Consider the following 26,892-nt stretch of genomic DNA (forward strand, 5'->3'; position numbering starts at 1 on the left):
GCAGCGGCGTCAGCAGGGCGACCAGCAGCGCCAGCAGCAGGACCAGCGGCGCGGACCGCCGCCGCAGCAGGGCGGCGGCAATGACGGCGGCGGGGGTGGTCGGCCGAGGCCGCTGCCGCCCCAGAAGCAGGACCAGTAGGCGGCGGCGCGCGGCGCAATCGCCCCAACGGAACCCTGCGCAAACAAAAACCCCGGCCCTCGCGGGCCGGGGTTTCGTTTATCGGTGAGGCCGGAGGCTCACTCCGCCGCCGGGCTCGCCTGCGCGTTGAGGCTCTGGCGCTTCGCCTGCAGCTTGTTGAGCGCGATGATATAGGCCTGCGCCGAGGCGACCAGCGTGTCGGGATCCGAACCGCGGCCGGTGACGGCCTTGTCGTCCTCCTCCAGCCGTACCGACACTTCGGCTTGCGCGTCGGTGCCCTCGGTCACCGCGTGGACCTGATACAACGCCAGCTTCGCCGCATGCGGCACGATGGCCTTGATGCAGTTGAACACCGCATCCACCGGGCCGTTGCCCTCTTCCTCGACGGTGAAGCGGACGCCGTCGACCTCCATCTTCATGGTGGAGCGCTGCGGGCCGTGGCTGCCGGCGATCACCGACAGCGACACCAGCTTCATGCGGTCATGCGCCACCGCGATGCCCTGATCGACCAGCGCCTCGATGTCCTCGTCGTAGACGACCTTCTTGCGGTCGGCGAGGTCCTTGAAGCGGGTGAAGGCGTCGTTCAGCGCGTTCTCGCCCAACTCGTAGCCGAGCGCCTTCAGCTTGTCGCGGAAGGCGGCGCGGCCGGAATGCTTGCCCATCACCAGCGAGGTCTTGGTCACGCCGACGCTCTCGGGCGTCATGATCTCGTAGGTAGTGTTGTTCTTCAGCATGCCGTCCTGGTGGATGCCGCTCTCATGCGCGAAGGCGTTCCGGCCGACGATCGCCTTGTTGTACTGCACCGGGAACGAGGTCACCGCCGACACCATCTTGGAAGCGCGCGTCAGCATGCCGGCCTCGATGCCGGTGGCGAAGGGCAGCACGTCCGCACGGGTGCGGATCGCCATGACGATCTCTTCCAGCGCCGCATTGCCGGCGCGCTCGCCGAGGCCGTTGATGGTGCATTCGATCTGCCGCGCGCCGCCGGCCAAAGCCGCCAGCGAATTGGCGACCGCCAGGCCGAGGTCGTCATGGCAATGGGCGGAGAACACGATCTTGTCGCCGTTCGGCACCCGGTCCATCAGATAGGCGCGCACCTGGCGGAACATCGCCTCATATTCCGACGGCGTGGCATAGCCGACGGTGTCGGGCAGGTTGATGGTGGTGGCGCCGGCCTTCACCGCCGTCTCGACGCAGCGCGACAGATAGTCGATCGGGGTGCGGGTGGCGTCCATCGCCGACCACTCGACGTCGGCGACGAGGTTGCGGGCCTGCGTCACCGTCGCGGTGATGATGTCGATCACCTGCTCCTGCGTCTTGCGCATCTGGTGTTCCAGATGGATCGGCGAGGTGGAGACGAAAGTGTGGATGCGTCCACGGCGCGCGTGCCGGACAGCCTCGCCGGCGCGGGCAATGTCGCCGGGAATGGCGCGGGCGAGACCCGCGACCACCGCACGCTCGGTGCGCCGCGCGATCTCGGCGACGCTCTCGAAATCGCCATTGGAGGCGATCGGGAAGCCGGCCTCGATGACGTCGACGCCCATCGTGTCGAGCAGCTCGGCGACGTCCAGCTTCTCCTCGAAGGTCATCGAGGCGCCGGGGCACTGCTCGCCATCGCGCAAGGTGGTGTCGAAGATCACCACGCGATCGTGGGCGATATCGTTGGACATTGGCGTTCTTCCTTCTGTCACGCAGCCGGCGCCCCGCTCGGGGTCTCTCATCGGCTCGGATCTGGGTATCTGAAGCGGTGCGGGCGTCATCCCCTGAGCGCCCAGGCACGCAGCCCGGCCGGCCCTCAGGGGCGGCTAAGAAGAAGCAGGCCGGACAGAAGGAGAGCGTTCCCCGCAAACCGCTTGGCGGTCGGGGTCGCGGAAGTGCAGCGGGCGGACGAATTCGTCACGGCTCGGCTCTCGCGAGGTTGCTCTCTGGGCTTCGTCATAATGGAAACAGGCCGGGGCTGGCAAGCCCTATGGAAAACAGGCTCGCGAAAACGCTCGCCGGCGGATCAGCCGGCCGCCGGCAGCGGGCGCACGCCATAGAGCTCGCGCAGCGCCGCGATCAGCACGTCACGGTCATAGGGCTTGGCGAGCACGCGGACATGGCCGCTATCGGCCGGGATCATCGAGCGGTCGCCATAGCCGGTGGCGAAGACGAAGGGCACGCCGCGACGGTTCAGCTCCTCCGCCACCGGTGCCGAGGTACCGGAGCCGAGATTGACGTCCAGCACCGCGATGTCCGGCGTGTAGCCGGTCAGCTTGCGCAGCGCGTCGGCCGCCGAGGCGGCGGTGGTGATGCGGGAGATGCCGGCCTCGCCCATCATGAACTCGACGTCCATGGCGATGATCATCTGGTCCTCGACCAGCAGCACCGAGGCTTCGGTAAGCGACACCGGCTCCGTCGACGCGGCACTGGGACCGCCCGCCCCGTCCTCCTCGCCGGCATCGCCGGTGGCGATGTGGCGGGCCGGCAGCCGCAGCCGGGCGGAGAACCCTTCCGGCTCGTAGCGCATCTCGCTGTCGCCGCCGAGATCGTAGGGAATGCTGCGCTCGATCAGCGCGGTGCCGAAGCCGCTGCGTCCCGGCCGGCGCACCGGCGGGCCGCCGCGCTCGCGCCAGAATATCTCGGCGTCGCCGCCGGGATCGACGCTCCAGTGCACCTCGACCTGGCCGCCCGGCCGCGACAGCGCGCCGTATTTGGCGGCGTTGGTGGCGAGCTCGTGCAGCACCAGCGCCATCACCGAGAAGGCGCGCGCGTCGAGCCACAGCGCCGGCCCGCGCAGGCTGGTGCGCGCGGTGCCGCCGCCATAGGGCGACAGCTCGGCGCGCAGGAGGTCGATCAGCGTCCCGCCGCCGGCGCCGCGCACCACCTGGTCATGGGCCAGCGCCAGCGCCTGGATGCGCCCGCGCAGCGAGGCGACGTAGTCCTCGACGGTGCGCCCATCCTGCGCGGAATGCTCGACCAGCGACTTGATCACCGCCAGGATGTTCTTCACCCGGTGGTTCAGCTCCTCGTTGAGCAGGCGCTGGCGGGTGTCGGCCTGCTCGCGCTCCTCCGCCATGATCTCATTGTGGCGCAGCACGATCTCGACCAGCGCGGAGCGCGCCGCCTCGGCGATCTCGCGGTCGGCGTCGGTCCACGGGCTGGCGCGGCGGCGCACCGTCTCCTTCCAGATCGCGAAGCTCTTGCGCGGGGTGAGCCGGTCGCCATGCGGCCCGGTCTCGTAGTGCTTTTCCGGCCGCCCGGCCCAGGCCAGCGTCTGCACGATCTCGCGGCGGAAGAACAGCAGGTAGTCGCGCGGCAACTGCGACAGCGGCAAAGCGAGCACGCCGGCGGCCGATTCCCAGAACGCCTCGGCGGCCGGCCACTTTTCGGCCAGCGAATCCACCGACCAGACCCGGCCCTGCGCCTGCGTGCCGATGAACGCCGCCAGCTCCGGTATCGCCGAGGCCGGCGGGGTGACGCCATGCGCGGTCCACTGGCCGCCGAGCCACAGGCCGACGCCGTCGCACGGCATCAGGCTGGCGAACTCCTCGATATTGCCGCGCAGCAGCTCGCCGACATCGGCGTGGTGCGAGGCGCGGCGCAGGAAGCGATCGAGGCTGGCGCGGGCGGCGGTGGCGACCTCCAGCGTGCGCTTCTGCTTCAGCGCGTGCAGGTGCAGCGAGAAGAACGCGCCGAACATCTCCACCGCCGCGCGCTGCGCCATCGGCAGCGCGCGCGGCGAATAATGGTGGCAGGCGATCAGCCCCCACAGCACCCCGTCGACCAGGACCGAGATCGACATGGAGGCGGCCACCCCCATGTTCTTCAGATATTCGAGGTGGATCGGCGAGACCGCGCGCAGATGCGCATGCGACAGGTCGAGCGGCCGGCCGGAATCGTCGAGCTCCGGCACGAGGCCGCAGCGCTCGCCGCGCGCATCGCCGATGACGCGGATGATGTTGCGGATGTAGAGCTCGCGGGCCTGCCGAGGGATGTCGCCGGCGGGAAACCATTGACCGATGAAGCTCTCCAACTCCGGGAGCTTGTCCTCGCCGACCACCTGCCCGGCGCCGTCCTGCGCGAAGCGGTAGACCATCACCCGGTCGTAGCCGAGCGCCTCGCGCACCACGCGCGGGGTTTGGGTGAGCAGCTCGTCGACCGAGATTTCCCGGGCGATGCGGGCGATCATGGTGCGGGCGATGTCGAGCGCCGGCCCGTGCTCGTCGCAGTGCGGCTCGAACTCGACGATGCCGGCCCCGCCGGAGCGGTGCACGGCGACGTCGAAGCGGGCGCCCGATTCGGCGGCGACGCCGAAGATCAGCCGCGGCGGCATGCCCTCCTGTGTGTCGGCCAGCACGGTGCCGATGCGGGCCGCCGCCTTGGCGCCGACGAGATCGGCCAGGCTGCGCCCCTGCATCGCCTCGTCGGAGGCGAGGAAGGCCGGCGCGTTGGACGACCAGCGCAAGAGCCGGCCGTCCTCGAGGGCGCTGACCAGCAGGCAGCCATGGGGCTGGGTACTGCCGGGAATGTGGATCGGCTCGCGGTCGCAATTGGTGAGGTCGACGACCTCAGCCGACGGCATCGACCGGCCTTTCGAACGCCGCTCCCGCGGCGGCGAAAGTGGCGAGCGCGGCCCCGACCGTGCGGTCCATGTCGAACGGCTCGGCGGCTTCGAGCTGGGCGAGGAAGGTCGGCCAGCTGTCGCGATCCCCCGCCTGCACGGCGAGGTGGCGGGCGCCGGTCGCTTCGTCGAAGCCGATCTCGGCGGCGCGGCGATGCAGCACGCGAGCACCGAGGCCCGAGCCCTCCAGCACATAGAGCACGCCGAGGAGGTCGGCCGGCGCGATGTCGAGGGCCTGCGGGGCGGGCGGCAGCTCGACGTCGAGATCCTCGAGATCGGCGCGCAGCAGCGCGGTCAGCGGCTTCGGCCGCCAGTCGCCGAACGCGGCCGGCCACGTCACCCGGTCGAGCCCGGCTTCCGCCGCATGGCGGAACACATATTGCCCCTTGAGGTAGCGGACATAGTCGAGCCGGCTGTCAAAGCCGCCGACACTGGCGTCGAGTTCGGCGTGAGCGTCTTTCGTCAGGGCGCGCAGGGCATGGCGCCGGGAATCGTGGTGCATCGGCAGACACAAATTGGGGCCGCCGGAACCGCCCGGCGTGGAATACCCGTGAAAACGATCTAGCCGCTGAAGCGTTCCTCGACCACCAACTAAATTTCCGATTTGGCCAGCGCGCGCTCGTCATCGGTGATGAAGTCGCGGATCACCGGCACCGCGTCGCGCTCATTGGCCAGCAGCAGCTGGTAGACCATGTTCGAGCCGTGCAGGAAGCCGAGCTCGACGGCGACGAGGTAGAACTCCCACATGCGGGCGAAGCGCTCGCCCATCATGGCGACCACCTCCGGGCGCTTCGCCTCGAAGTTCAGCCGCCAGTGGCGGATCGTCCAGTAATAGTGCAGGCGCAGCATCTCGCAGTCGCCCACCCACATGCCGGTGCGTTCCAGCGAGGCGAACACCTCCGACATCGCCGGCACATAGCCGCCGGGGAAGATGTATTTGCGGATGAACGGCGCGGTGGAGCCGGGCGGCGACATGCGGCCGATGGCGTGGATCATCGCCCAGCCGCCGGGCACCAGCAGACGCTTGATGGTGTTGAAATAGTCGTCGAAATGATTGACGCCGACATGCTCCATCATGCCGACCGACACCACGCGGTCGAAGGTGCCGGTGAGCTCGCGATAGTCGCGCTCGAAGAAGGTGATGCGGTCGAGCACGCCCGCCTCGGCGGCGCGCTTCTTCGATTCGGCGAGCTGCTCGGTGGCGACGTTGATGGCGGTGACATGGGCGCCCTGCTTCGCCAGATAGATGGCGAGCGCGCCCCAGCCGGAGCCGATCTCCGCCACCCGCATGCCGGGCTTCAACTGCAGCTTGGCGGCGATGTGGCGCAGCTTGGCCCATTGCGCCTCCTCCAGCGACGCCTCGGGCGTCGGGAAATAGGCGCAGGAATAGATCATCTGGCTGTCGAGCCAGAGCCGGTAGAAATCCGGCGGATTGTCGTAATGGCTCTGGGCGTTCTTCGCCGCCTTGCCGAGAGCATTGGCCTGGTGCCAGCGCTTCAGCGACCGCCAGGAGCGGCGCAGCGCCTGCTGTACCGGGTGCGAGGCCAGCCCCTTGCGGTTGATCGAGAACAGATAGAGGAAATCATAGACCGTCGAGCCGTTCTCGAAGGTGAGCCGGCCATCCATATAGGCCTCGGCCATCACCAGCTCGGGATTGAGGAACAGCTCGCGATCGAGCTTGCCGTCATGCAGCCGCATGGTGACGCTCGGCCCGTCCTTCCCCGAGCCGAAAGCGTGTTCCTTGCCCGCCTCGTCGATAACGACGAGCCGACCCTTGTCGACGAAACGCTTGAGGAGATGCGGAAGGAGGAACATGCGCGAGACGACCCGGACCCGATAAAACCGGCGGCATCGGGCATGGCAGGACCCGCTCTGTCAAGCGAACCGCTTCGGGTGGTCGCCGGAAACGCCCGACGCTAGCTCGCCGCGCCGACCACCAGCGCCTTCTGCTGGCTCTCGGCGCGCAGCAGCCGGCGCACCGCCGGGCTGGCCACCACCTGCGCCTTGTCGAAGAAGGCCTCGTGATTGGCCTCGATGTCCTCGGTGATGTAGCGGTAGTTCACCATCAGCCCGGCCGCCTGCTTCAGCCCCTTGGCCGAGAGGTCGCCGAACGGATCGATGCGCTCCAGCCGCGCCCCGTTGCCGAGATGGAAACGCGCCACCGGATCGAGCGGGCGCCCCTTCGGCGAGCGGGCGATCAGGAAATAATGCGTGGCGAGCGCCGTCAGCACCGGCCGCAGCACCGCCTGGCGCGCCTCGTCCTCGGCGAGGCCGGGGGCGTCGAGCGCCGCCAGCGCCGTCCGGTCCTCGGCGGTGAGCACGGCGGAATGTTCCGCCGCGCGCTCGGCCTCCAGCCAGCCGCGGAAGGTCGGCACCGGCGAGAGGGTGACGAAGGTCTTGAGATTGGGCAGCTCGCGCGAGATTTCCTCCACCACCTGCTTGATGAGGAAATTGCCGAAGCTCACCCCGCCGAGCCCGGTCTGGGTGTTGGAGATGGAGTAGAACACCGCCACGTTGGCCTTGGCGGGATCGAGATGCGCGCGCTTCTCGGCCAGCACCGGCGCGATCGCCCCCGGGATGTCCTTCATCAGCGCCACCTCGACGAAGATCAGCGGCTCGTCGACCAGCGTGGGATGGAAGAAGGCGTAGCAGCGCCGGTCCGGGCTGTCGACGCGGGCGCGCAGATCGTTCCAGTCGCGGATCTCGTGCACCGCCTCGTAGCGGATGATCTTTTCGAGGACGTTGGCGGGTGTCGACCAGTCGATCCGGCGCAGCACGAGAAACCCCCGATTGAACCAGGATGCGAAGAGATGGGTGAAGTCGCGGTCGACTTCGGCGAGATCGCGGCGGCGCGGCAGGCTGGCGAGAAGGTCGGCCCGCATGCCGACGAGGCGCGCCGTGGCGCCGGGCGCGAGGTTGAGCCGGCGGATCAGCTCCTGCCGGCGCGGCTCGCTCGCCCGGTGCAGCTCGCTCGCCGCGGCGGCGGACGGCTTGGCGGCATAGGCGGCCGCGGCCTTGTCGAGCCGGGCGAGGTCCGGCCCGAACGTGCCGAGCAGCGCCTCGAAGAAGGCGATCCGCTCCGCGCTCTTCAGCGCGCCATAGGCGAGGAGGATCTCGCTGGCCAGCGCCACGCCCGACGCCTCGCCGCGCCCCGACAGCAATTGCTCGCACAAGGCGACGAGGCTCGCGGCCTTTATCGCGCCGGCCGGGCGGCGCTCGCGCCCGAGATCGAGCAGAGCCCGCCCGCGCTCGGCAATGGTGCCAAGCAGGTCGCCGAAGAAGCTCGTCGTATCGCTCATGACCGCCCCCCGCCACCTCCCGCCCCGACCGGGGACGGGACCGGCAAATCACTGGATATGAGACGCCCTCGTCACGACGGACGCAAGACGGCCCTTTGCCGAGACGCCATCACGAGCCCGTCACGAAGTCGAAGACCAGCTTCATGTTGAGCGTGATGATCAGCGCCGCCGCCAGCGCCGCCAGCACGGTCTGCCAGCGCGGCGCCACCAGCGTGCCCATCTTGCGTTTGTCCGCCGTGAACATGATCAGCGGCACCACCGCGAAGGGCAGTTGCAGGCTGAGGATGACCTGGCTGAGGATGAGCAGCGAGCCGGCGCCCTGCTCGCCATAGGCGATGGTGACGGCCGAGGCCGGCACGATGGCGATGGCGCGGGTGATCAGCCGCCGCAGCCATGGCGCGAGGCGGAAATTGAGGAAGCCCTCCATCACCGCCTGTCCGGCGATGGTCGCCGTCACCGTCGAGTTGAGACCGCAGCACAAGAGCGCGACCGCAAACAGCGTCGGGGCGAGCGCGCTGCCGAGCAGCGGGTTGAGCAGCTCATGCGCCTTGCCGAGGTCTGCTACCTCCCCCACGCCGCCGGTGTGGAAGGCGGAAGCGGCGAGGATCAGGATCGAGGCGTTGATGGTGAGCGCGAACATCAGCGCGAAGGTGGAATCCCAGGTGGCGTATTTGATTGCCTCGCGCTTGCCCTCCAGAGTGTTGTCGTGCCGCCGGGTCTGCACGATGGCCGAGTGCAGGTAGAGATTGTGCGGCATCACCGTCGCGCCGAGGATGCCGAGCGCGAGATAGAGCATGTCTGGATTGGTGACGATCTGCGTGGTCGGCGCGAAACCGCGGATCACCTCGCCCCAGTTCGGATCGGCGAGCGCGATCTGCACGCCGAAGCAGGTGGCGATCACCGCCAGCAGGCCGATCACCATCGCCTCCACCCAGCGGAAGCCGAGGGTCTGCAGCCACAGGATCAGGAACACGTCGAGCGCGGTGAGGACGACGCCGATCTCCAGCGGCAGGCCGAACAGCAGGTTGAGGCCGATGGCGGTGCCGATCACCTCGGCGAGGTCGGTGGCGCAGATCGCCGCTTCCGCCAGCAGCCACAGGACGAAGGACACCGGGCAGGGAAAGGCGTCGCGGCAGGCCTGGGCGAGGTCACGCCCCGAGGCGACGCCGAGCCGCGAGCACAGCGCCTGCAACAGGATGGCGATCATGTTGGACAGGAGCGCGACGGTGAGCAGCGCGTAGCCGAACTTGGAGCCACCGGCGAGCGAGGTCGCCCAGTTGCCCGGGTCCATGTAGCCGGTCGCCACCAGATAGCCCGGCCCGATGAAGGCAAGGAAGCGCCGGATGCCGGTGCGCTTGGGCACGGCGATGGATCCGTGCACCTCGGAGAGAGCGGGGTCCCCACGCGTCCGCCGCCATCCGCCCGAGGAGATGCTGTCCAACATGATTTCGTCCGCGCCCTATCCGCTCTTGCAACTCAGTCGCAAGAAAGATGCGATCCATTCGCAACTATGTCAACGGGGCTGCATCATCTCGCCGTGCGAACACGATTTCGCCAGCCGGGCCGCCGGCGCTGGATTTGCGGCGGCGGGGCAGACATTCTGCGCCGATGCTGCGCGCCACCCGTCTCGTCCGCCTCGGCCTGCTCTTCTTCTTCGGCCTGCCGCTCGCCGCCCACGCGCTGGTGACCTGGCAGACCAGCGACCTCTCGATGAACTGGCGCTCGGCCGACTGGTCGAGCACCGGCACCCTGCCCGCCGCCGCGCAGGTGCCGGAAGCGATAGTGCATATCTACTGCGCCCCCGTCGGCGGCTGGCGCAGCATCTTCGCGGTGCATTGCTGGGTGGTGTACAAGGAGGCCGGCGCGAGCGCCTATGAGCGCTACGACGTGATGGGCTATTCCGGCGCGCCGATCCGCCACAACCGCTTCCCGCCCGACGGCAAATGGTATGGCAACACGCCGGAACTGGTCGCCGAGGCGACCGGGGCCGATGCAGCGGCGATGATTCCGAAGGTGAAGGCGGCGATCGCCGGCTATCCCTATGCGGAGGCGGGCGACTACGTGATCTGGCCGGGGCCGAACTCCAACACCTTCATCGCCCATGTGGTGCGGCAGGTGCCGGAACTGGAGGCCGCCCTGCCCTCGACCGCCATCGGCAAGGACTACCCGGTCGACGGGAACTGGCTGGACTGGACGCCGTCGCGCACCGGCGTGACGCTGAGCCTCGACGGCTATGCCGGGCTGACGCTGGCCTGGGTGGAGGGCGTGGAGATCAACGTGCTGGGCGCGGTGGCCGGCCTCGATCTGCGCCGGCCGGGCATCAAGCTGCCGGGCTTCGGACGCATCGGGCTGTAGCGCCGCCCCTCAACCGGGCGGGCGGCAGGAAGACGGGCGCCGACGAGGCCGGCGCCCGCAAAGCAGGATCAGGCGACCTTCTTCACCGTCTTGGCGACCTCGGCCACCTCGGCGTCATACTTGCCGGCGAGCGCGGCGAAGGCATCGGGGCCCTCCGACAGCGAGCGCTTCAGGTCTTCCGCCCAGGTGGTGTGGCGCAGAGTGAAAGTCGACGTCGCCGAGGAACCGTACTTCTTCGACAGGCGGACGTTCACCTTGAAGGGAAGCGGCTCGGAGGCGAGGTAGCGGGTGGTCGGGTGCTCCTTCACGAAGGCGGCGAATGCTTCGGCGACGTCCTGGTACTTGTCGGCGTCGATGAGAGCGGTGACCTTCGTCAGGAAGGCGGGGAGCGCGGAATGGGGGGCGGACATGGGTGTTTCCCTTTGCGAACGTCTTTGCATCCTCGTGGGATGCTGGTCTGCGGCATCTGGTATACAGCACACCGAGCCAGTTCCAAAGCGCCAGATTTCCCGATTGCCGGGACAAGGCGTATGGCGAATGAAAAACGCCGGGGCATCGCGACGATCGCTGCCGCCTCCTCGCAGGAAGACCCCATGTCCGCCTTAGCCGCCATCGACGAAGACAGCTGGTCGGCCTGGTCGCCGCAGCAACTGGCTGAGCACCTCGCGGATGTGGCGGCACCCTGGTGCGTGGCAGGCGGCTGGGCGCTCGACCTGTGGCTGGGCATGCAGACCCGCGACCACGAGGACATCGAGTTCACCGTGCTGGCGGAGGACCTGCCGGCGTTCCGGCACGCGCTCGGGGCGATGGAGCTCTACACCGCCCATGCCGGGGTGCTGTCACATCTGCCTGGTGATGCCGAGCCGCCGGCGCATGTCGCCCAGCTGTGGTGCCGCGACGTCGCGGCCGGTTGCTGGCGGGCCGATATGATGATCGAGCGCGGCACCCCGTCGCGCTGGGTCTACAAGCGCGACCCGTCCATCCATTGCCCGCGCGCCGAGGCGGTCGATACGACGCCGACGGGCATCCCCTATCTGAAGCCGGCTATCGTTCTGCTGTTCAAGGCCCGGCACCGGCGGCCGAAGGACGAGGCCGACTTCGCCCGCGCGGTGCCGCGCCTGACGGCAGAGGAGCGGCGGCGCCTGAAGGGCTGGCTGGCCTATGCGCATCCCGGCCACGACTGGGCCGGGGCGCTGTAGAGCAATTCCCGCAAAAGTGCGCAGCGGTTTTGCGAAAAGAATTGCGTAGAAACAGAGAGCTAGAGCGTTTCCGGTGAACCGGATCTCACCGGGAACGTTCTAGCGGCAAAAGCAAAGGGGCGCGTTGCCGCGCCCCTCGCTGAAACGTCCGATGCGCCGAGGGCGATCAGCCGAGATGGAACTCAACCGAGATGGAACTTGGCGAGGTTGCGGTGCTCGGCCTCGATCCAGCGCACCGTGCCGGTGGCCGAGCGCATCACCACCGTATGGGTGGTGACGATGTCGTCGCGGCGATACTTCACGCCCTTCAGCAGGTTGCCGGTGGTCACGCCGGTGGCGGCGAACAGGCAGTCGCCCTGCACCATGTCGTGGATGGTGTAGATCTTCTTCGGGTCGGAGACGCCCATCTTCTTGGCGCGTTCGCGCTTCTCCTCGGTGTCGAGGATCAGGCGGGTATACATCTCGCCGCCGATGCAGCGCAGCGCCGCCGCCGCCAGCACGCCCTCCGGCGCGCCGCCGGTGCCGATATAGATGTCGACGCCGGTTTCGTCCGGATCGGTGGTGTGGATCACGCCGGCGACGTCGCCGTCGGTGATCAGCTGCACCGAGGCGCCGGTGGAGCGCGCCGCCTCGATGATCGCCGCATGGCGCGGACGGTCGAGGATCAGCGTGGTGATCTCGTGCGGCTTCACACCCTTGGCCTTGGCCAGCGAGTGGATGTTGTCGGCCACCGAGGCGTCGATGTCGATCGTGCCCTTGGGATAGCCCGGGCCGATGGCGATCTTGTCCATGTAGACGTCGGGCGCGTAGAGCATGGTGCCGCCCTCGGCCATCGCCATCACCGCGATGGAGCCGGGCATGTTCTTGGCGCACAGAGTGGTGCCCTCGAGCGGGTCGACGGCGATGTCGACCGCCGGGCCCTTGCCGGTGCCGAGCTCCTCGCCGATGAACAGCATCGGCGCCTCGTCGCGCTCGCCCTCGCCGATGACGATGCGGCCGGCGATCGGCAGGCGATTGAGCTCGCGCCGCATGGCGTCCACCGCCGCCTTGTCAGCCGCCTTCTCGTCGCCGCGCCCACGCAGGCTCGCGGAGGCGACCGCCGCCCGCTCGGTGACCCGCACCAGTTCCAGCGTCAGGATGCGCTCCAGCAACTGATCAGGTTTGACCGTGATTTCCGCCATCGTCCCAGCCCTCAATCCTTCTCGATCCGAATAACCTGCGGCGGCGACGTGATAACGCCATCGGCTTCGATGGCGTCGATCGCGCGGCGCACCGCCTCTTCCGTCGTCGCATAGGTGATCAGCACCACCGGCGCAGGCCCCCCCGCACTGTCGGCCCGGTCGCCGCCATGCGGACGCCCCCGCCGATGCTGCATTATGGACTCGAGCGAGATGTTGCGCTCGGCCATATGGCGGGCAATCGCTGCCGCCGTTCCGGGCCGATCGACGGCGGCGAGGCGGATATAGTAGCCGCCTTCGTGACGCTGGATCGCCGGCTTGCCGGCCGGGCGCAGCCGCGCCGCCGGCCAGCCGAACGGCCGGCAATCGCGCGAAGCCGCGAGATCACACAGATCGCCGACCACCGCCGAGGCGGTCGCGTCGCCGCCGGCGCCGGGCCCGACCAGCGTCAGGGCCACCGCGTCGCCGTCCACCGCCACCGCGTTGGTGACGCCGGAGACCTGGGCGATCGGCCAATGTTTAGGCACCATGGTCGGGTGGACCCGCAATTCGACGTCCTCGCCCGCACGGGCGGCGACGCCGAGCAGCTTCACCCGGTAGCCGAGTTCGTCGGCGGCATCGAGGTCGGCCAGCGTGATCGAGCGGATGCCCTCGACATGGATGGCGCCGGGATCGGGCTGCACGCCGAAGGCCAGCGTCGCCAGCAAAGCGAGCTTATGAGCCGTGTCGAAGCCGTCGACGTCGAAGGTCGGGTCGGCTTCGGCATAGCCGAGCTGCTGGGCCTCCTCGAGACAGGTCTCGAAGGAAAGGCCCTCCTCCCGCATCTTGGTGAGGATGTAGTTGCAGGTGCCGTTGAGGATGCCGGAGACGCGGGCCATGCGGTTGCCCAGCAGCGCCTCGCGCAGCGTCTTGACGATCGGGATGCCGCCGGCGACCGCCGCCTCGAAATGGATGCCCGCGCCCTTCTCCTCCGCCAGCGCCGCCAGGGCGACGCCGTGATGGGCAAGCAGCGCCTTGTTGGCGGTGACGACCGGCTTGCCGGCCTCCAGCGCCGCGGCCACCGCCTCGCGAGCGGCACCGTCCGAGCCACCGATCAACTCGACGAACACGTCAATACCAGGATCGCGGGCCAGCGCGACCGGGCTTTCCGCCCAGCGCACCGAGGAAAGATCGCAATCGCGGTTGCGTGAGCGGTCACGCGCGCTGACCGCCACGACCTCGACCGCGCGCCCGGTGCGGGCGGCGATCTCGTCGTTGCGGCGGGCAAGCATGCGCATGACGCCCGCTCCGACCGTTCCCAGGCCGGCGATGCCAATTTTGAGCGGCGGCGCCATCAAACTATCCGAACATCAGAACAAAAGAACGGCGCCGGCCCGCAATCGACGGACACTCAACGCGCCGCAGCGAGCGGCACGACGTTGTGCAATGTTTCCGCGCCCGTTTCAAGAAAGCGCCGGACATTGCGCGCCGCCTGGCGGATGCGCTGCTCGTTCTCCACAAGCGCGATGCGGACATAATCGTCGCCGTGCTCGCCGAAGCCGACGCCCGGCGCCACCGCGACATCCGCCTTTTCGATCAGCAGCTTGGAGAACTCCAGGCTGCCGAGGTGGCGGAACTTCTCGGGGATCGGCGCCCAGGCGAACATCGAGGCCGACGGCGAGGGGATCTCCCAGCCGGCCTTGCCGAAGCTGTCGACCAGCGCGTCGCGGCGCTTCCTGTAGACCGAGCGCATGTCGGCGATGCAGTCCTGCGGCCCGTTGAGCGCGGCGGTGGCGGCGACCTGGATCGGCGTATAGGCGCCGTAGTCGAGATAGGACTTCACGCGGGCGAGCGCGGCGATGAGGCGCTCATTGCCGACCGCGAAGCCCATGCGCCAGCCGGCCATGGAGAAGGTCTTCGACATGGAGGTGAACTCCACCGTCACGTCGACGGCGCCCGGCACCTGCAGCACCGAGGGCGGCGGGTTGTCGTCGAAATACACCTCGGAATAGGCGAGGTCGGAGAGCACGATGAGATCGTGCTTCTTCGCGAAGGCCACCACGTCGCGGTAGAAATCGAGATCGGCGACCTGCGCCGTCGGGTTCGACGGGTAGCAGAGCACCAGCGCCAGCGGCGAGGGAATGGAATGGGCGACCGCGCGTTCCAGCGCGTGGAAGAATTCCGGCCCCGGCTCGCAGGGCACCGAGCGGATCGCCGCCCCCGCCATCAGGAAGCCGAAGGCGTGGATCGGGTAGGACGGGTTCGGCACCAGGATCACGTCGCCGGGGGCGGTGATCGCCTGCGCCATGTTGGCGAAGCCTTCCTTGGAGCCGAGCGTGGCGACCACCTGGGTATCGGGGTTCACCTTCACGCCGAAGCGGCGCTCATAATAGGCCGCCTGCGCGCGACGCAGGCCGGGAATGCCCTTGGAGGCGGAATAGCGGTCGGTGCGCGGACGGCCGATGGTGTCCTTCAGCTTGTCGACCACATGGGCGGGAGCGTCGAGATCCGGATTACCCATGCCGAGGTCCACGATGTCGGCGCCACCGTTGCGGGCGGTGGCCTTCACGCGGTTGACCTGCTCGAACACATAGGGCGGCAGCCGGCGGATACGGTGGAAGTCGGTCATCGGTCTCAAGCTCCAAGCCGGCCGTTTTCCTCATACGGCGCGGCGCATCGGGCGTTTCTATCATTTTCACCACGCCCACCCCAGAAGGCATGACAAGCGATGGTGGCGCAAGCGTGGTGAATCAATCGGTAACAGGCCTCCGGAACGAGGCTCTTGCACGGGACTCCTGGCGGCCCCTGTCGACGATTTCGCTACTGGCCGGACTGGAGATCGCCGCCCTGGTTGATCTGCTGCTCCATCTGGCCGGCGCGGTTGCGGGCCATGCCCTCGAGGCTGGCCTGCGTCTGCGCCTGGGCCGTGGCGTCCATCACCGGGCGGGTGCCGATCTGCGCCGGGGCGCCGAAGCTCGGGTAGGCCAATTTCTGGTCCGGCACGGCGGTCTTCGGCAGGCTGGGATTGGTGCAGCCGACAAGGCCAAGGCCGAGCGCCGCACAGGCGAACAGGCGCGCCGGCGCGGGCAAGTGGGACGAAATGGCGATACGGCGCGTCATGACCCTGTTTCCCGAACTGTCATCGACTCCGCGCTAGGCTCTCGCTCGAACCGGGCGTCGTGTCTATGATGCCCTCACCTATGAACGCACGCACCCGCGGGGACAAGCGGTGAATAATCGAAACGTCGACCGTTCCACCCGCCGGCGCCGCGCCGCCGAGCGCACGCTCACTTCAGCCGAAACCGCGACGCCCGAGGCCACGACCGCCGCCTCCCCGACCACCGGCGCGGAGACCGGCGCCCCGTCGGTGACAGAGGGCGGAGGCAAAGCCGCGCGTCGCAGTGGCAAGGCCGCCGCGGCGAAGGCGGCGGCGGCTGAAACGGCCGCGCGCACGTCCACCCCGGCCGCAGCGACGCCTGTCGAGGCGGCGCCAGCCAAGGCGGCGCGGACGGGTTCGAAGGCGCGCGGCGCGGCGGCGTCGAAGGGTGCGGCGGCCGAACGCCCCGCGCCCAAGGGCTCGGCATCCAAAAGCGTCGAAGCCAAGGGCCCCACAGCCAAGAGCCCCGCATCCAAGAATTCGGCGCCTAAGTCCGCCACACCCAAGCCCGCTGCGACCAAGTCTGCTGCGGCCAAGCCGGCCGCACCCAAATCCGCTGCACCCAAATCCACTGCGACCAAGTCGCGCGCCTCCGGCCCGGCCGCCGGCAAGACCTTGGCCGAGGCCGTCGCGCCGGTCGCGCCCGTCCCCCTCCCCCGGCCGCGCCGAGTGTCGCAGACCCGCCCATCCTTGAGCCATGCGCGCTTCGCTCGCTCCCCGGAACCCGAGAGCCTCGCCCGAGCGCCCGAGCCGCCGCAGCCCGCTCCGCCTCCGGCACCCCCGGCGGCTCCGCCACGTGCGGCGGATCGTCCGGAGCCGCCCGCGCCTGGCCCGGTCGACTTCGAGGCCTTCGCCGGCAACCTCGCCCGCCTCGTCGAGGAGGGCGGCAAGGCCATGGCGGCCTATCTGCGCCCGCGCGAGGAAGGCCGGGTGAAGGACGACATCGCCGAGGAGGTCGCCGACGTCATGAAGACGCTCGGCCATGTCGCCGAATACTGGCTGACCGACCCGAAGCGCACCGTCGACGTGCAGTCGCGGCTGATCGGCGGCTATCTGGCGCTGTGGTCCTCGACGCTCAAGCGGCTGTCCGGCGAGGAAGTCGTCCCCATCGCCCGGCCGCCGGCGCGCGACGGGCGCTTCGTCGACCCGGAATGGACCACCAACCCGTTCTTCGACGCGCTGAAGCAGACCTACCTGCTCACCGCCAACTGGGCGGAAAAGCTGGTCGAGGACGCCGAGATCGACACGCACACCAAGCACAAGGCCGAGTTCTACGTACGACAGATCGCCAGCGCGGTGTCGCCGTCGAACTTCGTCTTCACCAATCCCGAGCTGCTGCGCGCCACCTTCGCCTCCAATGGCGAGAATCTGGTGCGCGGCATGAAGATGCTGGCCGAGGACATCGAGGCCGGCGACGGCGAACTGAAGATCCGCCAGACCGACGCCTCGAAGTTCAAGGTGGGCGAGAACCTCGCCGTCACCCCCGGCAAGGTGATCTTCCAGAACGAGCTGATGCAGCTCATCCAGTACAGCCCGACCACCGAGACGGTGCTGAAGGTGCCGGTGGTGATCGTGCCGCCCTGGATCAACAAGTTCTACGTGCTGGACCTCAACCCGGAGAAATCCTTCGTTCGCTGGGCGGTGGACCAGGGGCTGACGGTGTTCATCGTCTCCTGGATCAACCCGTCGCCGGCGCTCGCCGACAAGGGGTTCGAGGACTACATGCATTCCGGCGTGCTGTCGGCGATCGAGGTCGCCAAGCAGGCGGCCGACGTCGAGGAGGTGCATGCCGTCGGCTATTGCGTCGGCGGCACCATGCTCGCCATGACGCTGGCCTGGCTCGCCGCCGCCGGCCGCGATGTCGGCGTGCGCTCCGCTACCTACTTCACCACCCAGGTGGACTTCGCCCAGGCTGGCGACCTCAAGGTGTTCATCGACGAGGAACAGGTGGCGGTGCTGGAACGGCGGATGCTGGAATCCGGCATCATGGACGGCCGGGTGATGGCCAACGCCTTCAACATGCTGCGCGCCAACGACCTGATCTGGCCCTATGTGGTGAACAACTACCTCAAGGGGCAGGCGCCCTTCCCGTTCGACATCCTGTACTGGAATTCGGATTCCACCCGGCTGCCGCGGGCGAACCACTCCTTCTATCTGCGCAATTGCTACCTCGACAACAAGTTCGCCGCCGGCCAACTGACGCTGGCCGGCCATCGGCTCGACCTCGGCAAGGTGTCGATCCCGACCTACAGCCTGGCGACGCGCGAGGACCACATCGCCCCGGCGATCTCGGTGTTCAACGGGCTGCAGCTGTTCGGCACGCCGGCGCGCTTCGTGCTGGCGGGATCGGGGCACATCGCCGGGGTGATCAACCCGCCGGCCCGCGCCAAGTACCAGTACTGGACCGGCGACGCGCCGGCCGGCAGCCTGGAGGACTGGATCGCCACCGCCGAGATGCATCCCGGCTCCTGGTGGCCGGACTGGCTCGCCTGGCTGGAGACGCAGGATGCCGAGCGGGTGCCGGCGCGTCCGCCGGGCGGCGACGTGTTCGACCCGGTCGAGGACGCGCCGGGCAGCTATGTGAAGGTGAAGTCGTGAAGCGGACCGCCCTCGGCTGCGGGTTCGGGCTGCTGGCGGGGCTCCTCATGGGCCTCCTCCTGGGGCTCGGCGCCGCGCCGGCCAGAGCGGCCAGCTTCGATTGCGGCAAGGCACAGACGCCGGACGAACGGGCCGTCTGCGCCGACCCCACCCTGTCGTCCCTCGACAGCGAGATGGGCGGCCTGTGGTTCAGCTATAGCCGCTTGCAGCTGATGATGGGCGCCAATGGCGACCGGCGCGATGCCGCCCGCGCCTTCCTCGACGCGCGAGCGAAATGCGGCGGAGCCGTCGCCTGCCTCGTCCCGCTGTACCGCGAGCGCAATGCCGTCCTGAGGCAGCAGATCGCCGCCACTCTCGCCGACCTCACCCAGCAGGCGAATGCCGCCCCGGTCGCCGACGCCCCACCGATACCCGAGCCGGTGATGAACGAAGCCAGCGCCTTTCTGGCGCAGTGCCGCGACTTCGGCGGCGTACTGCAGGGCAATGCCGCGCCGGAGACGATGAGCGCCGACCTCGACCATGACGGCCGGCCGGACTACGTGCTCAACGCGCAGAACCTGCGCTGCGACGGCGCCGCCACCGCCTATTGCGCCAATGACGGCTGCGACATCTCGGTCAGCCTGTCGAGCGCCGGTTACGCTCCGCTGAAGCTGCGCGGTGTCCGCCCGACGCTGGTGCAGGGTACGGACCTGACCACGCTCGACCTCTGGGTCGACCGCAGCCAGTGCGCCGGCGCCGCCCCAAATGCCGCCTGCTGGGCCAGTTGGCGGTGGGACGGCGCGGCCCTGGTGCCGAGCTATGCGGTGCGCCCGGCACCCTGAGCGGCGCTCAGGCGAGGAAATCGACCTTGCCGCTCGCCAGATCGTAGACGCTGCCGACCACGCGCACCTTGTTCGCGCCAATGGCCTGCGCCACCACCTCGCTGGCAGTGGTGATGTGCCGGGCCACCTCGGCGACATTGGCGCGTATCGCGTCGGCCAGCTCCATATGGCCGGCCTTACGGGCACGCAGCACGGCCGGCACGATCGGCTGCACCATGTCGCCGATGAAGCCCGGGAACTGCGCCCCGCTGGAGGCCACGTCGCCCGCCGCCTCGACCGCGCCGCACTGGCTGTGGCCCATCACCACGACCAGCGGCGCGCCGAGCACCGCCACCGCATATTCGATGGAGCCGATGGCGGTGACGTCGGCCGTGTTGCCGGCGACGCGGATGATGAACAATTCGCCCAGCCCTGTGGTGAAGACATGCTCCGGCGGGGTGCGCGAATCCGAGCAGCCGAGCACCACGGCGAAGGGCGCCTGGCCGGCGCTGAGCGTGCTGATCGGCACCGGCCCGCCGGCCGGGGTGCAGGCACCGCCGGCGACGAAGGCGGCATTGCCGGCCTTCAGCTTGGCCAGCGCCTCCTCGGCGGACAGGCTGGTCTTGGTGACGGGAGATGCCGCCCGGGCTGGCGACGATCCGAGCCCGGTCGCGGCGACGCAGCCGCAGGCCAACGTTCCGAACAACTTACGGCGAGACACGACAGACGAAATGGTCATGACGGACCCCATGGGCTGAAAGCCGCCCATGGAGCACACCATTATACCAAAGTTGCAATCGGTAGTATTCCGATCCCCCAAGAACGCCGGAAGAGTTCTTGACGGCTCAGGGGAATAGCGGCAGCTGCTCCAGCCCCAGCGTCTCGGGGAAGCCGAGCACCAGGTTCATGTTCTGCACCGCCTGGCCCGACGCGCCCTTGACGAGGTTGTCGGTGGTGGAGATCAGGATCACCCGGCCGGGCTGGCGGTCGGCGATCACGCCCATGACGATCAGGTTCGAGCCCTTGACGAAGCGCGTCTGCGGCACCTGGCCGAGCGGCAGCACATGCACGAAGGGCTCATTCGCGTAGAACTCCGACAGCACGCGGTGCACGTCGGCCGCGCCGACGCCAGCGCCGGTGGTGGCATAGATCGTCGCGTAGATGCCGCGGCTCATCGGGATGAGATGCGGGGTGAAGCTGGGCACGATCGAGCGGCCGGCGGCCTTGGAATATTCCTGGTCGAGCTCTGCCATGTGCCGGTGATGGCCGACGCCATAGGCGTGCATGCCATCGGTCACCTCGGTGAACAGCAGGTTCTCCTTGGCCGAGCGGCCGGCGCCGGTGACGCCGCTCTTGGCGTCGACGACGAGGCCTTCCGGCTCGATGGCCCCCGCCTCGATCAGCGGCACCACCGGCAGGATGGCGGTGGTGGTGTAGCAGCCGGGATTGGCGATCAGCCGCGCCTTGCGGATGTCGTCGCGATAGAGCTCGACGAGGCCGTACACCGCCTCCTGCTGCAGCTCCAGCGCCTGATGCGCGTGGCCGTACCACTGCTCATAGGCCCCGGGATCGCGCAGGCGGAAATCCGCCGACAGGTCGACCATCTTGATGTGCGGCGCGGCGTCGAACACCCGCTTGATCACCTGCTGCGTGGTGCCGTGCGGCAGGGCGCAGAAGGCGAGATCGACGTTCGACCACGCCACCTCGTCGATGGTGACCAGCTTGGGCAGAGCCAACTTACCGAATTGCGGGAAGACGTCGGCCATCGACTGCCCGGCCTTGCGGTCGGCGGTGAGGGCGACGATCTCGACGCGCGGATGGCGGGCGAGCAGGCGCACCAGTTCCGAGCCGGTGTAGCCCGAGGCCCCGAGTATGGCGATCCGCGCCTTCGTCTCCGTCATCGTCCGTCTCCCTGAAGAGGGTGCAAGCTTTTGTTAAGCGTGTATCGGCGACCATGCGCCGAGCCCGCGCACTTACACCCGTTGCGCGACGGACGGAAGACGGCGGCACCCGGCGCAGCCGCCGCGTTTGCGCAGGGCTGCCGTGCGCCATATGACGGGAACGAAGGCGCCGATCTCGGTATTGCCTTCCCGCTGCCCGTCACGGGCCAGAAGGAGCCCCGCCATGACGTACCCTTTCGCCCTCCTCTCGCTCGGCATGAACATGGCCCGGCTCGGCCTCGACGCGCAGGTCGTCGTCGCCGAACGCCTGCATCTGCTGGCGAAGGGCGATCTCACGGCCGGTGTCGAGGCGACGAGGATGGTGGCCGAGAAGATGCTGGCGATGGGCGAGGCCAATGCCCGGCTGGCCCATGCCGCCGCCTCGGGCCGGCTCGACCGGGTGGGGCCGGAAATCGTGAAGCTCTATAGCCGCAAGGTGCGCGCCAATCGGCGGCGGCTCGGCAAATAAGTCACGCCCGGCGGGTTTTCGTTCACGAAACGTTCACGGCTGTGACTCACACTCGCATAATGTGGTGTAATGGAGCGATCCAGGATTGCCCGCCAGCGAAAGCCTCACCCGTCCTATGTCCGATCCGAAGCCGTCCCTGTTCGATGCGATGCCCGAGGCGCCGCGCCCCGCCGCCGCCAAGCCGGCCCGGGCCGCCGCCCAGCCGAGCAGCGCGGAGAGCGCCTACACCGCCGCGCATATCGAGGTGTTGGAAGGGCTGGAGCCGGTACGCCGCCGGCCGGGCATGTACATCGGCGGCACCGACGAGAAAGCGCTGCACCACCTCTTCGCCGAGGTGATCGACAATTCGATGGACGAGGCGGTGGCCGGTCATGCCAGCTTCATCGATGTCGAAATGACCGCCGACGGCTTCCTGACCGTCACCGACAATGGCCGCGGCATCCCGATCGAGAATCACCCGAAATTCCCCGGCAAGTCGGCGCTGGAGGTGATCCTCACCACGCTGCACGCCGGCGGCAAGTTCGATTCGAAGGTCTACGAGACCTCCGGCGGCCTGCACGGCGTCGGCGTCTCGGTGGTGAACGCGCTCTCCGACGTGCTGGAGATCGAGGTGGCGCGCGGCCAGACGTTGTACCGCCAGACCTATTCGCGCGGCCTGCCGCAGGGCCCGCTCGCCGAGGTCGGCCGGGTGCTGAACCGCCGCGGCACGCGGGTGCGCTTCCATCCCGATCCGCAGATCTTCGGCCCCGAGGCGAAGTTCAAGCCCGCGCGCGTGTTCAAGATGGCCCGTTCCAAGGCCTATCTGTTCGGCGGCGTCGAGATCCGCTGGAACTGCGATGCCGCGCTCGTCGCCGGCACCGATGTGCCGGCCGAGGCGGTGTTCCGTTTTCCGGGCGGGCTGAAGGACTATCTCGCCGCCGACATCGCCGGCAACACGTTGGTGCATCCGGAGATCTTCTCCGGCAAGACCTCGCGGCCCGGCGGCCACGGTTCGGCGGAATGGGCGGTGGCCTGGCTGGCCGACGCCGACGGCGCGGTCTCCTCCTATTGCAACACCATTCCCACCGCCGAGGGCGGCACCCACGAGGCCGGCTTCCGCTCCGCCCTGCTGCGCGGCCTGCGCGACCACGCCGAGCGCACCGGCAGCGCCAAGCGGGCGAGTTCCATCACCTCCGACGACATCATGGCCGGCTGCGCGGCGATGCTGTCGGTGTTCGTGCGCGAGCCGGAATTCCAGGGCCAGACCAAGGAGAAGCTCGCCACCGCCGAGGCCTCGCGCATCGTCGAGCAGGCGATCCGCGACCCGTTCGACCACTGGCTCGGCGGCAACCCGGTGCAGGCGAACCGGCTGCTCGACTTCGTGATCGAGCGCGCCGAGGAACGGCTGCGCCGCCGGCAGGAAAAGGAAATCTCCCGCAAGAGCGCGGTGCGCAAATTGCGCCTGCCCGGCAAGCTCGCCGACTGCTCCAACAATTCGGCGGCGGGTTCCGAACTGTTCATCGTCGAGGGCGATTCGGCCGGCGGCTCCGCCAAGCAGGCGCGTGAGCGCCAGACCCAGGCGGTGCTGCCGCTACGTGGCAAGATCCTCAATGTCGCCAGCGCCGGCCGCGACAAGCTCGCCCAGAATCAGCAGATCGCCGACCTGATCCAGGCGCTGGGCTGCGGCACCGGCACCCAGTACCGCGAGGAAGATCTGCGCTATGAGCGCGTGGTCATCATGACCGACGCCGATGTCGACGGCGCGCATATCGCCTCGCTGCTGGTCACCTTCTTCTTCCGGCAGATGCCGAAGATGATCGAGAACGGCCACCTGTTCCTCGCCGTGCCGCCGCTCTACCGCATCACCCAGGGCGCCAAGACGCTCTATGCCCGCGACGAGGCGCACCGCAACGAACTGCTCGCCAAGGAGTTCTCCGGCCGCGGCAAGGTGGAGATCGGCCGCTTCAAGGGCCTCGGCGAGATGATGCCGGCGCAGCTGAAGGAAACCACGATGAGCCGGAAGACGCGCACGCTGCTGCGCGTCACCGTCGACGACGCCGAGCGCGCCGACACCGCCGACGCCATCGAGCGGCTGATGGGCAACAAGCCGGAAAGCCGCTTCACCTTCATTTCCGAGCGCGCCGCCTTCGCCAGCGAGGCATTGCTGGACATCTGAACGGCGCGGGGCGCGGCGGACCGAAGGAGGGTCACCGCCGCTCGAAGGCGATCCGCGCGGCGAGGCCGAGGAAGATCACGCCGGTGGCGCGCTGGAACCAGCGCGTGAAGCCGGCACGGCCCGACAGCCAGCGGCCGACAGCGCCGGCAAAGCCACCGACCAGGCCGTTCACGATCATGCCGCCGACATTGAGGATCGTCCCCAGCAGCAGGAACTGCAGGAAAGGCGAGCCGCGCGACGGATCGACGAATTGCGGCAGGAAGGCCAGCACGAAGACGACGATCTTCGGGTTGGCGAGGTTGACCAGCACCGCCTGCCGGAACGCCGCCCCGGCGCTGCCGCGCCGCGCGTTCGCCGCGCCGGTGAGCGGGCCCGCCGCGGTGAAAGCCTTGAAAGCCAGCCAGACCAGATAGGCGACGCCGGCCCAGCGTATCGCCTCGAAAGCGGCAGGATGCGCCGCCAGCAGCGCCGCCAGCCCCAGTGCAGCGGCGATGGTATGGATGAAGCCACCGACAGTGATGCCGAGACTGGCGGAGAGCCCGGCGGCCGGGCCGGATTTCATGCCTTGCCCGAGGCAGAACAGCATGTCGTTGCCCGGTGTCAGGTTCAGCATCAGCGCGGCGGGCGCGAAGACCAGCAGGGTTTCCGGCGGAATCAGCATGTCAGCCCCTAAAGAACTTCCGGCATCTTATCGACGGCGACGATGCCCATGGTGCCCGCCGGCATCTCGATCTCGTCGCCGATCCATTTGCCCATGAGTGCCCGCGCCACCGGCGAAATCCAGGCGATGCGGCCCTCCCGCGGCTCCGCCTCGTCCTCACCGACGATGCGGAAGGTCCGTCGCCGGCCGTCCTCGTCCTCCAGCGTCACCGCCATGCCGAAGGTGATCGCCTCGCCCTGTGCCGGCGGTTCGGCCGGCTCGGCATTGGCCCGCCGTGCGCTCCAATAGCGCAGCTCGCGCGAGGCCCGCGCGGCGGCATCGCGGTCACCTCCCGCCCCGGCGGCGGCGAGCGCCGCGCGATGACGGGAGATCTCGGCCTCGATCAGGGCGAGGCCGCGCCGGGTGACGAGGTTGCGATGGGGACTGATCGGACGGTCGGGCAGCGTCTCGGCGCCGCTATCCTCCTTGACGAAGGCGCGGCTCATGGCGCCCTCCGCCACGTGCCGTGCCGGCTTCCCGACACGACGGAATTCCACCCCCTCGACGTTTCGCGACGCGGCGGCATCAAGCAACTCCGTCAGCTCAAATCATGAAGGGCGACGTGATCATCTATGCGCCCCTATCACACAAATGCGCCTTCTGTCGCCTCAACTCCTTGAAGAGGCTGAAAAGCATTGACTTCCGGACCATTATGCCTATGTTGCGCTGCATCGTCTGACCCAATCCGACCGATGCGCTCCGCGCGATGACGATGCAGCCCGTCCCCGGTTACGGCTCGGGGGATGCTAGGGTGAGCGGTGCGCTGCCGCAGAATTGACCCTCGATGCCTTTCAACGAACTGGGCCTGAGCGACAAGGTGCTCTCGGCCGTCGCCGATACGGGTTACACGGAACCGACGCCGATTCAGGCGCAGGCCATTCCTCATGTGCTCGCCCGCCGCGATGTGCTGGGCCTCGCCCAGACGGGCACCGGCAAGACCGCGGCCTTCACCCTGCCGATGCTGACCATGCTGGAGCAGGGCCGGGCTCGGGCGCGCATGCCCCGCACGCTGATCCTCGAGCCGACGCGCGAACTCGCCGCGCAGGTCGAGGAGAACTTCACGCGCTACGGCAAGAACCACAAGCTGAACGTCGCGCTGCTGATCGGCGGCGTCTCCTTCGGCGACCAGGACGCCAAGCTGGTGCGCGGCGTCGACGTGCTGATCGCCACGCCGGGCCGGCTGCTCGACCATGTCGAGCGCGGGCGGCTGCTGCTGTCGGGCATCGAGATCCTCGTCATCGACGAGGCCGACCGCATGCTCGACATGGGCTTCATCCCGGACATCGAGCGCGTCTGCAAGCTGGTGCCGTTCACCCGACAGACGCTGTTCTTCTCGGCGACCATGCCGCCGGAGATCCAGCGCCTCGTCGCGCAGTTCCTCTCCAATCCCGTGCAGGTGGAAGCCTCGCGGCCGTCCTCCACCGCCTCGACCATCACCCAGATGCTGGTGGCGAGCAGCAAGGAAGACTACGAGAAGCGCGATACGCTGCGGCGTCTCATCGACAACGCCGAAAACCTGCAGAACGCCATCATCTTCTGCAACCGCAAGAGCGAAGTCGCGGTGGTGCACAAGTCGCTGCTGAAGCACGGCTACAAGGCGGTCTGCCTGCATGGCGACATGGACCAGCGCTCGCGCATGCAGGCGCTCGACCAGTTCCGCACCGGTGAGGCCAACCTCCTGGTCGCCTCCGATGTCGCCGCCCGCGGCCTCGACATCCCCGCCGTGAGCCACGTGTTCAACTACGACACGCCGCACCACGCCGAGGACTATGTGCACCGCATCGGCCGCACCGGCCGCGCCGGCCGTACCGGTGCCGCCTTCACCATCGTCACCCATGCCGATGAGAAGTCGCTCGCCGCGATCGAAAAGCTGATCGGTCGCTCGATCGATTGGCAAGGCGACAAGCTCGGCGAGGCCCCGCCGCGCGAGAAGCGTTCCGCCTCGGGACGCGGCGAACGTGGCGGCCGCGATGGAGAGCGTGGCGGCGAGCGCCGTACCGAACGTGGCGAGGAACGCGGCGGCGAGCGTCGTGGCGCCCGCCCGGCCCGGCGTCGCGACGGTGCCGCTCCGGCGCCCGAAGCCGAAACCGCCGAGGAGGCGCCCGCACCGGTCGCCGCCCGTCCGGCGCCGCAGAAGTCCGCCGATCGGTCGCCGGCCGGGCGCTCGCCCGAGCCCAAGGCCCCGGCCCGCGCGCCGGTCACCCCGACTTCGGTGCGCCGTGGCGAGGACCGCCGTCCGTCCTATCAGGACGAGCCGGCCGACACCTCGCATCTGCCGGCCTTCCTGCTGCGCCCGGTGCGCATCAAGGCAAGCTGACGCG

The 26,892-nt window shown here is 68.8% G+C and carries 22 protein-coding genes; 7 read left to right on the top strand and 15 right to left on the bottom strand.

The genetic code is table 11. The features are described 5' to 3' along the window. Positions 1–237 precede the first annotated feature (237 nt). From LGR54_RS16910 to LGR54_RS16935, 6 genes are all read right to left on the bottom strand, one after another. Positions 238–1,809: a 2-isopropylmalate synthase gene (locus tag LGR54_RS16910; RefSeq protein WP_230363142.1), complete on the bottom strand. Its 1,572-nt coding sequence runs from the start codon at positions 1,807–1,809 to the stop codon at positions 238–240. 335 nt (positions 1,810–2,144) lie between these two features. Next, positions 2,145–4,703, bottom strand: a complete 2,559-nt coding sequence (locus LGR54_RS16915; protein WP_230363143.1) for an HWE histidine kinase domain-containing protein — start codon at positions 4,701–4,703, stop codon at positions 2,145–2,147. Further along, on the bottom strand, positions 4,690–5,244 hold the full coding sequence (locus LGR54_RS16920; RefSeq protein ID WP_230363144.1) for a biliverdin-producing heme oxygenase: 555 nt from the start codon (positions 5,242–5,244) through the stop codon (positions 4,690–4,692). The genes LGR54_RS16915 and LGR54_RS16920 overlap by 14 nt, the downstream gene beginning before the upstream one ends. Positions 5,245–5,333: 89 nt before the next feature. After that, positions 5,334–6,557: a cyclopropane-fatty-acyl-phospholipid synthase family protein gene (locus tag LGR54_RS16925; RefSeq protein WP_230363145.1), complete on the bottom strand. Its 1,224-nt coding sequence runs from the start codon at positions 6,555–6,557 to the stop codon at positions 5,334–5,336. 101 nt (positions 6,558–6,658) lie between these two features. Beyond that, the gene (locus LGR54_RS16930; RefSeq protein ID WP_230363146.1) at positions 6,659–8,041 is read right to left on the bottom strand and encodes a malonyl-CoA decarboxylase; all 1,383 of its coding nucleotides are present in this window, start codon (positions 8,039–8,041) and stop codon (positions 6,659–6,661) included. A 109-nt stretch (positions 8,042–8,150) separates the two neighbouring features. Continuing rightward, positions 8,151–9,485, bottom strand: coding sequence for an Nramp family divalent metal transporter (locus LGR54_RS16935; protein ID WP_230363147.1), 1,335 nt, complete (start codon positions 9,483–9,485; stop codon positions 8,151–8,153). Between the two features lie 164 nt (positions 9,486–9,649). Here LGR54_RS16935 and LGR54_RS16940 point away from each other — a divergent pair, with 164 nt between their 5' ends. Further along, complete coding sequence (locus LGR54_RS16940; RefSeq protein WP_230363148.1) at positions 9,650–10,396, top strand: DUF3750 domain-containing protein; 747 nt, start codon at positions 9,650–9,652, stop codon at positions 10,394–10,396. Between the two features lie 68 nt (positions 10,397–10,464). Here the strand turns inward: LGR54_RS16940 and LGR54_RS16945 are convergent, their stop codons facing one another. Further along, positions 10,465–10,806 carry a hypothetical protein gene (locus tag LGR54_RS16945; RefSeq protein ID WP_230363149.1) on the bottom strand — a complete coding sequence of 114 codons (342 nt, stop codon included), beginning with the start codon at positions 10,804–10,806 and terminating at the stop codon, positions 10,465–10,467. A gap of 183 nt (positions 10,807–10,989) precedes the next feature. Between LGR54_RS16945 and LGR54_RS16950 the strand changes: the two genes are divergently transcribed. Then, positions 10,990–11,595 (top strand): nucleotidyltransferase domain-containing protein, encoded by a 606-nt coding sequence (locus LGR54_RS16950; protein WP_230363150.1) that lies wholly within the window; start codon positions 10,990–10,992, stop codon positions 11,593–11,595. A gap of 182 nt (positions 11,596–11,777) precedes the next feature. On the opposite strand, the gene glpX is transcribed toward LGR54_RS16950, so the two are convergent. The 4 genes from glpX to LGR54_RS16970 all read right to left on the bottom strand — a co-directional run bounded on the left by glpX (position 11,778) and on the right by LGR54_RS16970 (position 15,872). Then, positions 11,778–12,776, bottom strand: a complete 999-nt coding sequence (gene glpX, locus LGR54_RS16955; RefSeq protein ID WP_230363151.1) for a class II fructose-bisphosphatase — start codon at positions 12,774–12,776, stop codon at positions 11,778–11,780. 11 nt (positions 12,777–12,787) lie between these two features. Further along, positions 12,788–14,107: a homoserine dehydrogenase gene (locus tag LGR54_RS16960; protein ID WP_230363152.1), complete on the bottom strand. Its 1,320-nt coding sequence runs from the start codon at positions 14,105–14,107 to the stop codon at positions 12,788–12,790. 56 nt (positions 14,108–14,163) lie between these two features. Next, positions 14,164–15,381, bottom strand: coding sequence for an LL-diaminopimelate aminotransferase (locus LGR54_RS16965; RefSeq protein ID WP_230363153.1), 1,218 nt, complete (start codon positions 15,379–15,381; stop codon positions 14,164–14,166). Between the two features lie 191 nt (positions 15,382–15,572). Continuing rightward, positions 15,573–15,872 carry a hypothetical protein gene (locus LGR54_RS16970; RefSeq protein WP_230363154.1) on the bottom strand — a complete coding sequence of 100 codons (300 nt, stop codon included), beginning with the start codon at positions 15,870–15,872 and terminating at the stop codon, positions 15,573–15,575. 931 nt (positions 15,873–16,803) lie between these two features. On the opposite strand from LGR54_RS16970, the gene phaC reads away from it, so the two are divergent. Together phaC and LGR54_RS16980 are read left to right on the top strand one after the other, a co-directional pair. Then, on the top strand, positions 16,804–18,507 hold the full coding sequence (phaC, locus tag LGR54_RS16975) for a class I poly(R)-hydroxyalkanoic acid synthase (RefSeq protein ID WP_230363155.1): 1,704 nt from the start codon (positions 16,804–16,806) through the stop codon (positions 18,505–18,507). Beyond that, complete coding sequence (locus LGR54_RS16980) at positions 18,504–19,328, top strand: lysozyme inhibitor LprI family protein (protein ID WP_230363156.1); 825 nt, start codon at positions 18,504–18,506, stop codon at positions 19,326–19,328. Before phaC ends, LGR54_RS16980 begins: the two co-directional genes overlap by 4 nt. Before the next feature lie 7 nt (positions 19,329–19,335). Here the strand turns inward: LGR54_RS16980 and LGR54_RS16985 are convergent, their stop codons facing one another. Both LGR54_RS16985 and argC read right to left on the bottom strand, forming a co-directional pair. Further along, complete coding sequence (locus tag LGR54_RS16985) at positions 19,336–20,046, bottom strand: carbonic anhydrase (RefSeq protein ID WP_230363157.1); 711 nt, start codon at positions 20,044–20,046, stop codon at positions 19,336–19,338. Between the two features lie 106 nt (positions 20,047–20,152). After that, positions 20,153–21,208, bottom strand: a complete 1,056-nt coding sequence (gene argC / locus LGR54_RS16990; RefSeq protein ID WP_230363158.1) for an N-acetyl-gamma-glutamyl-phosphate reductase — start codon at positions 21,206–21,208, stop codon at positions 20,153–20,155. A gap of 223 nt (positions 21,209–21,431) precedes the next feature. Between argC and LGR54_RS16995 the strand changes: the two genes are divergently transcribed. Both LGR54_RS16995 and parE read left to right on the top strand, forming a co-directional pair. Beyond that, positions 21,432–21,716 (top strand): hypothetical protein, encoded by a 285-nt coding sequence (locus tag LGR54_RS16995; RefSeq protein ID WP_230363159.1) that lies wholly within the window; start codon positions 21,432–21,434, stop codon positions 21,714–21,716. Between the two features lie 115 nt (positions 21,717–21,831). Continuing rightward, on the top strand, positions 21,832–23,871 hold the full coding sequence (parE, locus tag LGR54_RS17000) for a DNA topoisomerase IV subunit B (RefSeq protein ID WP_230363160.1): 2,040 nt from the start codon (positions 21,832–21,834) through the stop codon (positions 23,869–23,871). Positions 23,872–23,902: 31 nt separating this feature from the next. On the opposite strand, the gene LGR54_RS17005 is transcribed toward parE, so the two are convergent. Both LGR54_RS17005 and greA read right to left on the bottom strand, forming a co-directional pair. Beyond that, positions 23,903–24,532, bottom strand: a complete 630-nt coding sequence (locus LGR54_RS17005) for a LysE family translocator (protein WP_230363161.1) — start codon at positions 24,530–24,532, stop codon at positions 23,903–23,905. An 8-nt stretch (positions 24,533–24,540) separates the two neighbouring features. Beyond that, on the bottom strand, positions 24,541–25,017 hold the full coding sequence (greA, locus tag LGR54_RS17010) for a transcription elongation factor GreA (RefSeq protein ID WP_230363162.1): 477 nt from the start codon (positions 25,015–25,017) through the stop codon (positions 24,541–24,543). A 338-nt stretch (positions 25,018–25,355) separates the two neighbouring features. Between greA and LGR54_RS17015 the strand changes: the two genes are divergently transcribed. Next, positions 25,356–26,888: a DEAD/DEAH box helicase gene (locus tag LGR54_RS17015; protein WP_230363163.1), complete on the top strand. Its 1,533-nt coding sequence runs from the start codon at positions 25,356–25,358 to the stop codon at positions 26,886–26,888. Positions 26,889–26,892 lie beyond the last annotated feature (4 nt).

Origin of the sequence: Ancylobacter sp. Lp-2, assembly GCF_020523795.1 — a bacterium.
Classification (GTDB): domain Bacteria; phylum Pseudomonadota; class Alphaproteobacteria; order Rhizobiales; family Xanthobacteraceae; genus Ancylobacter.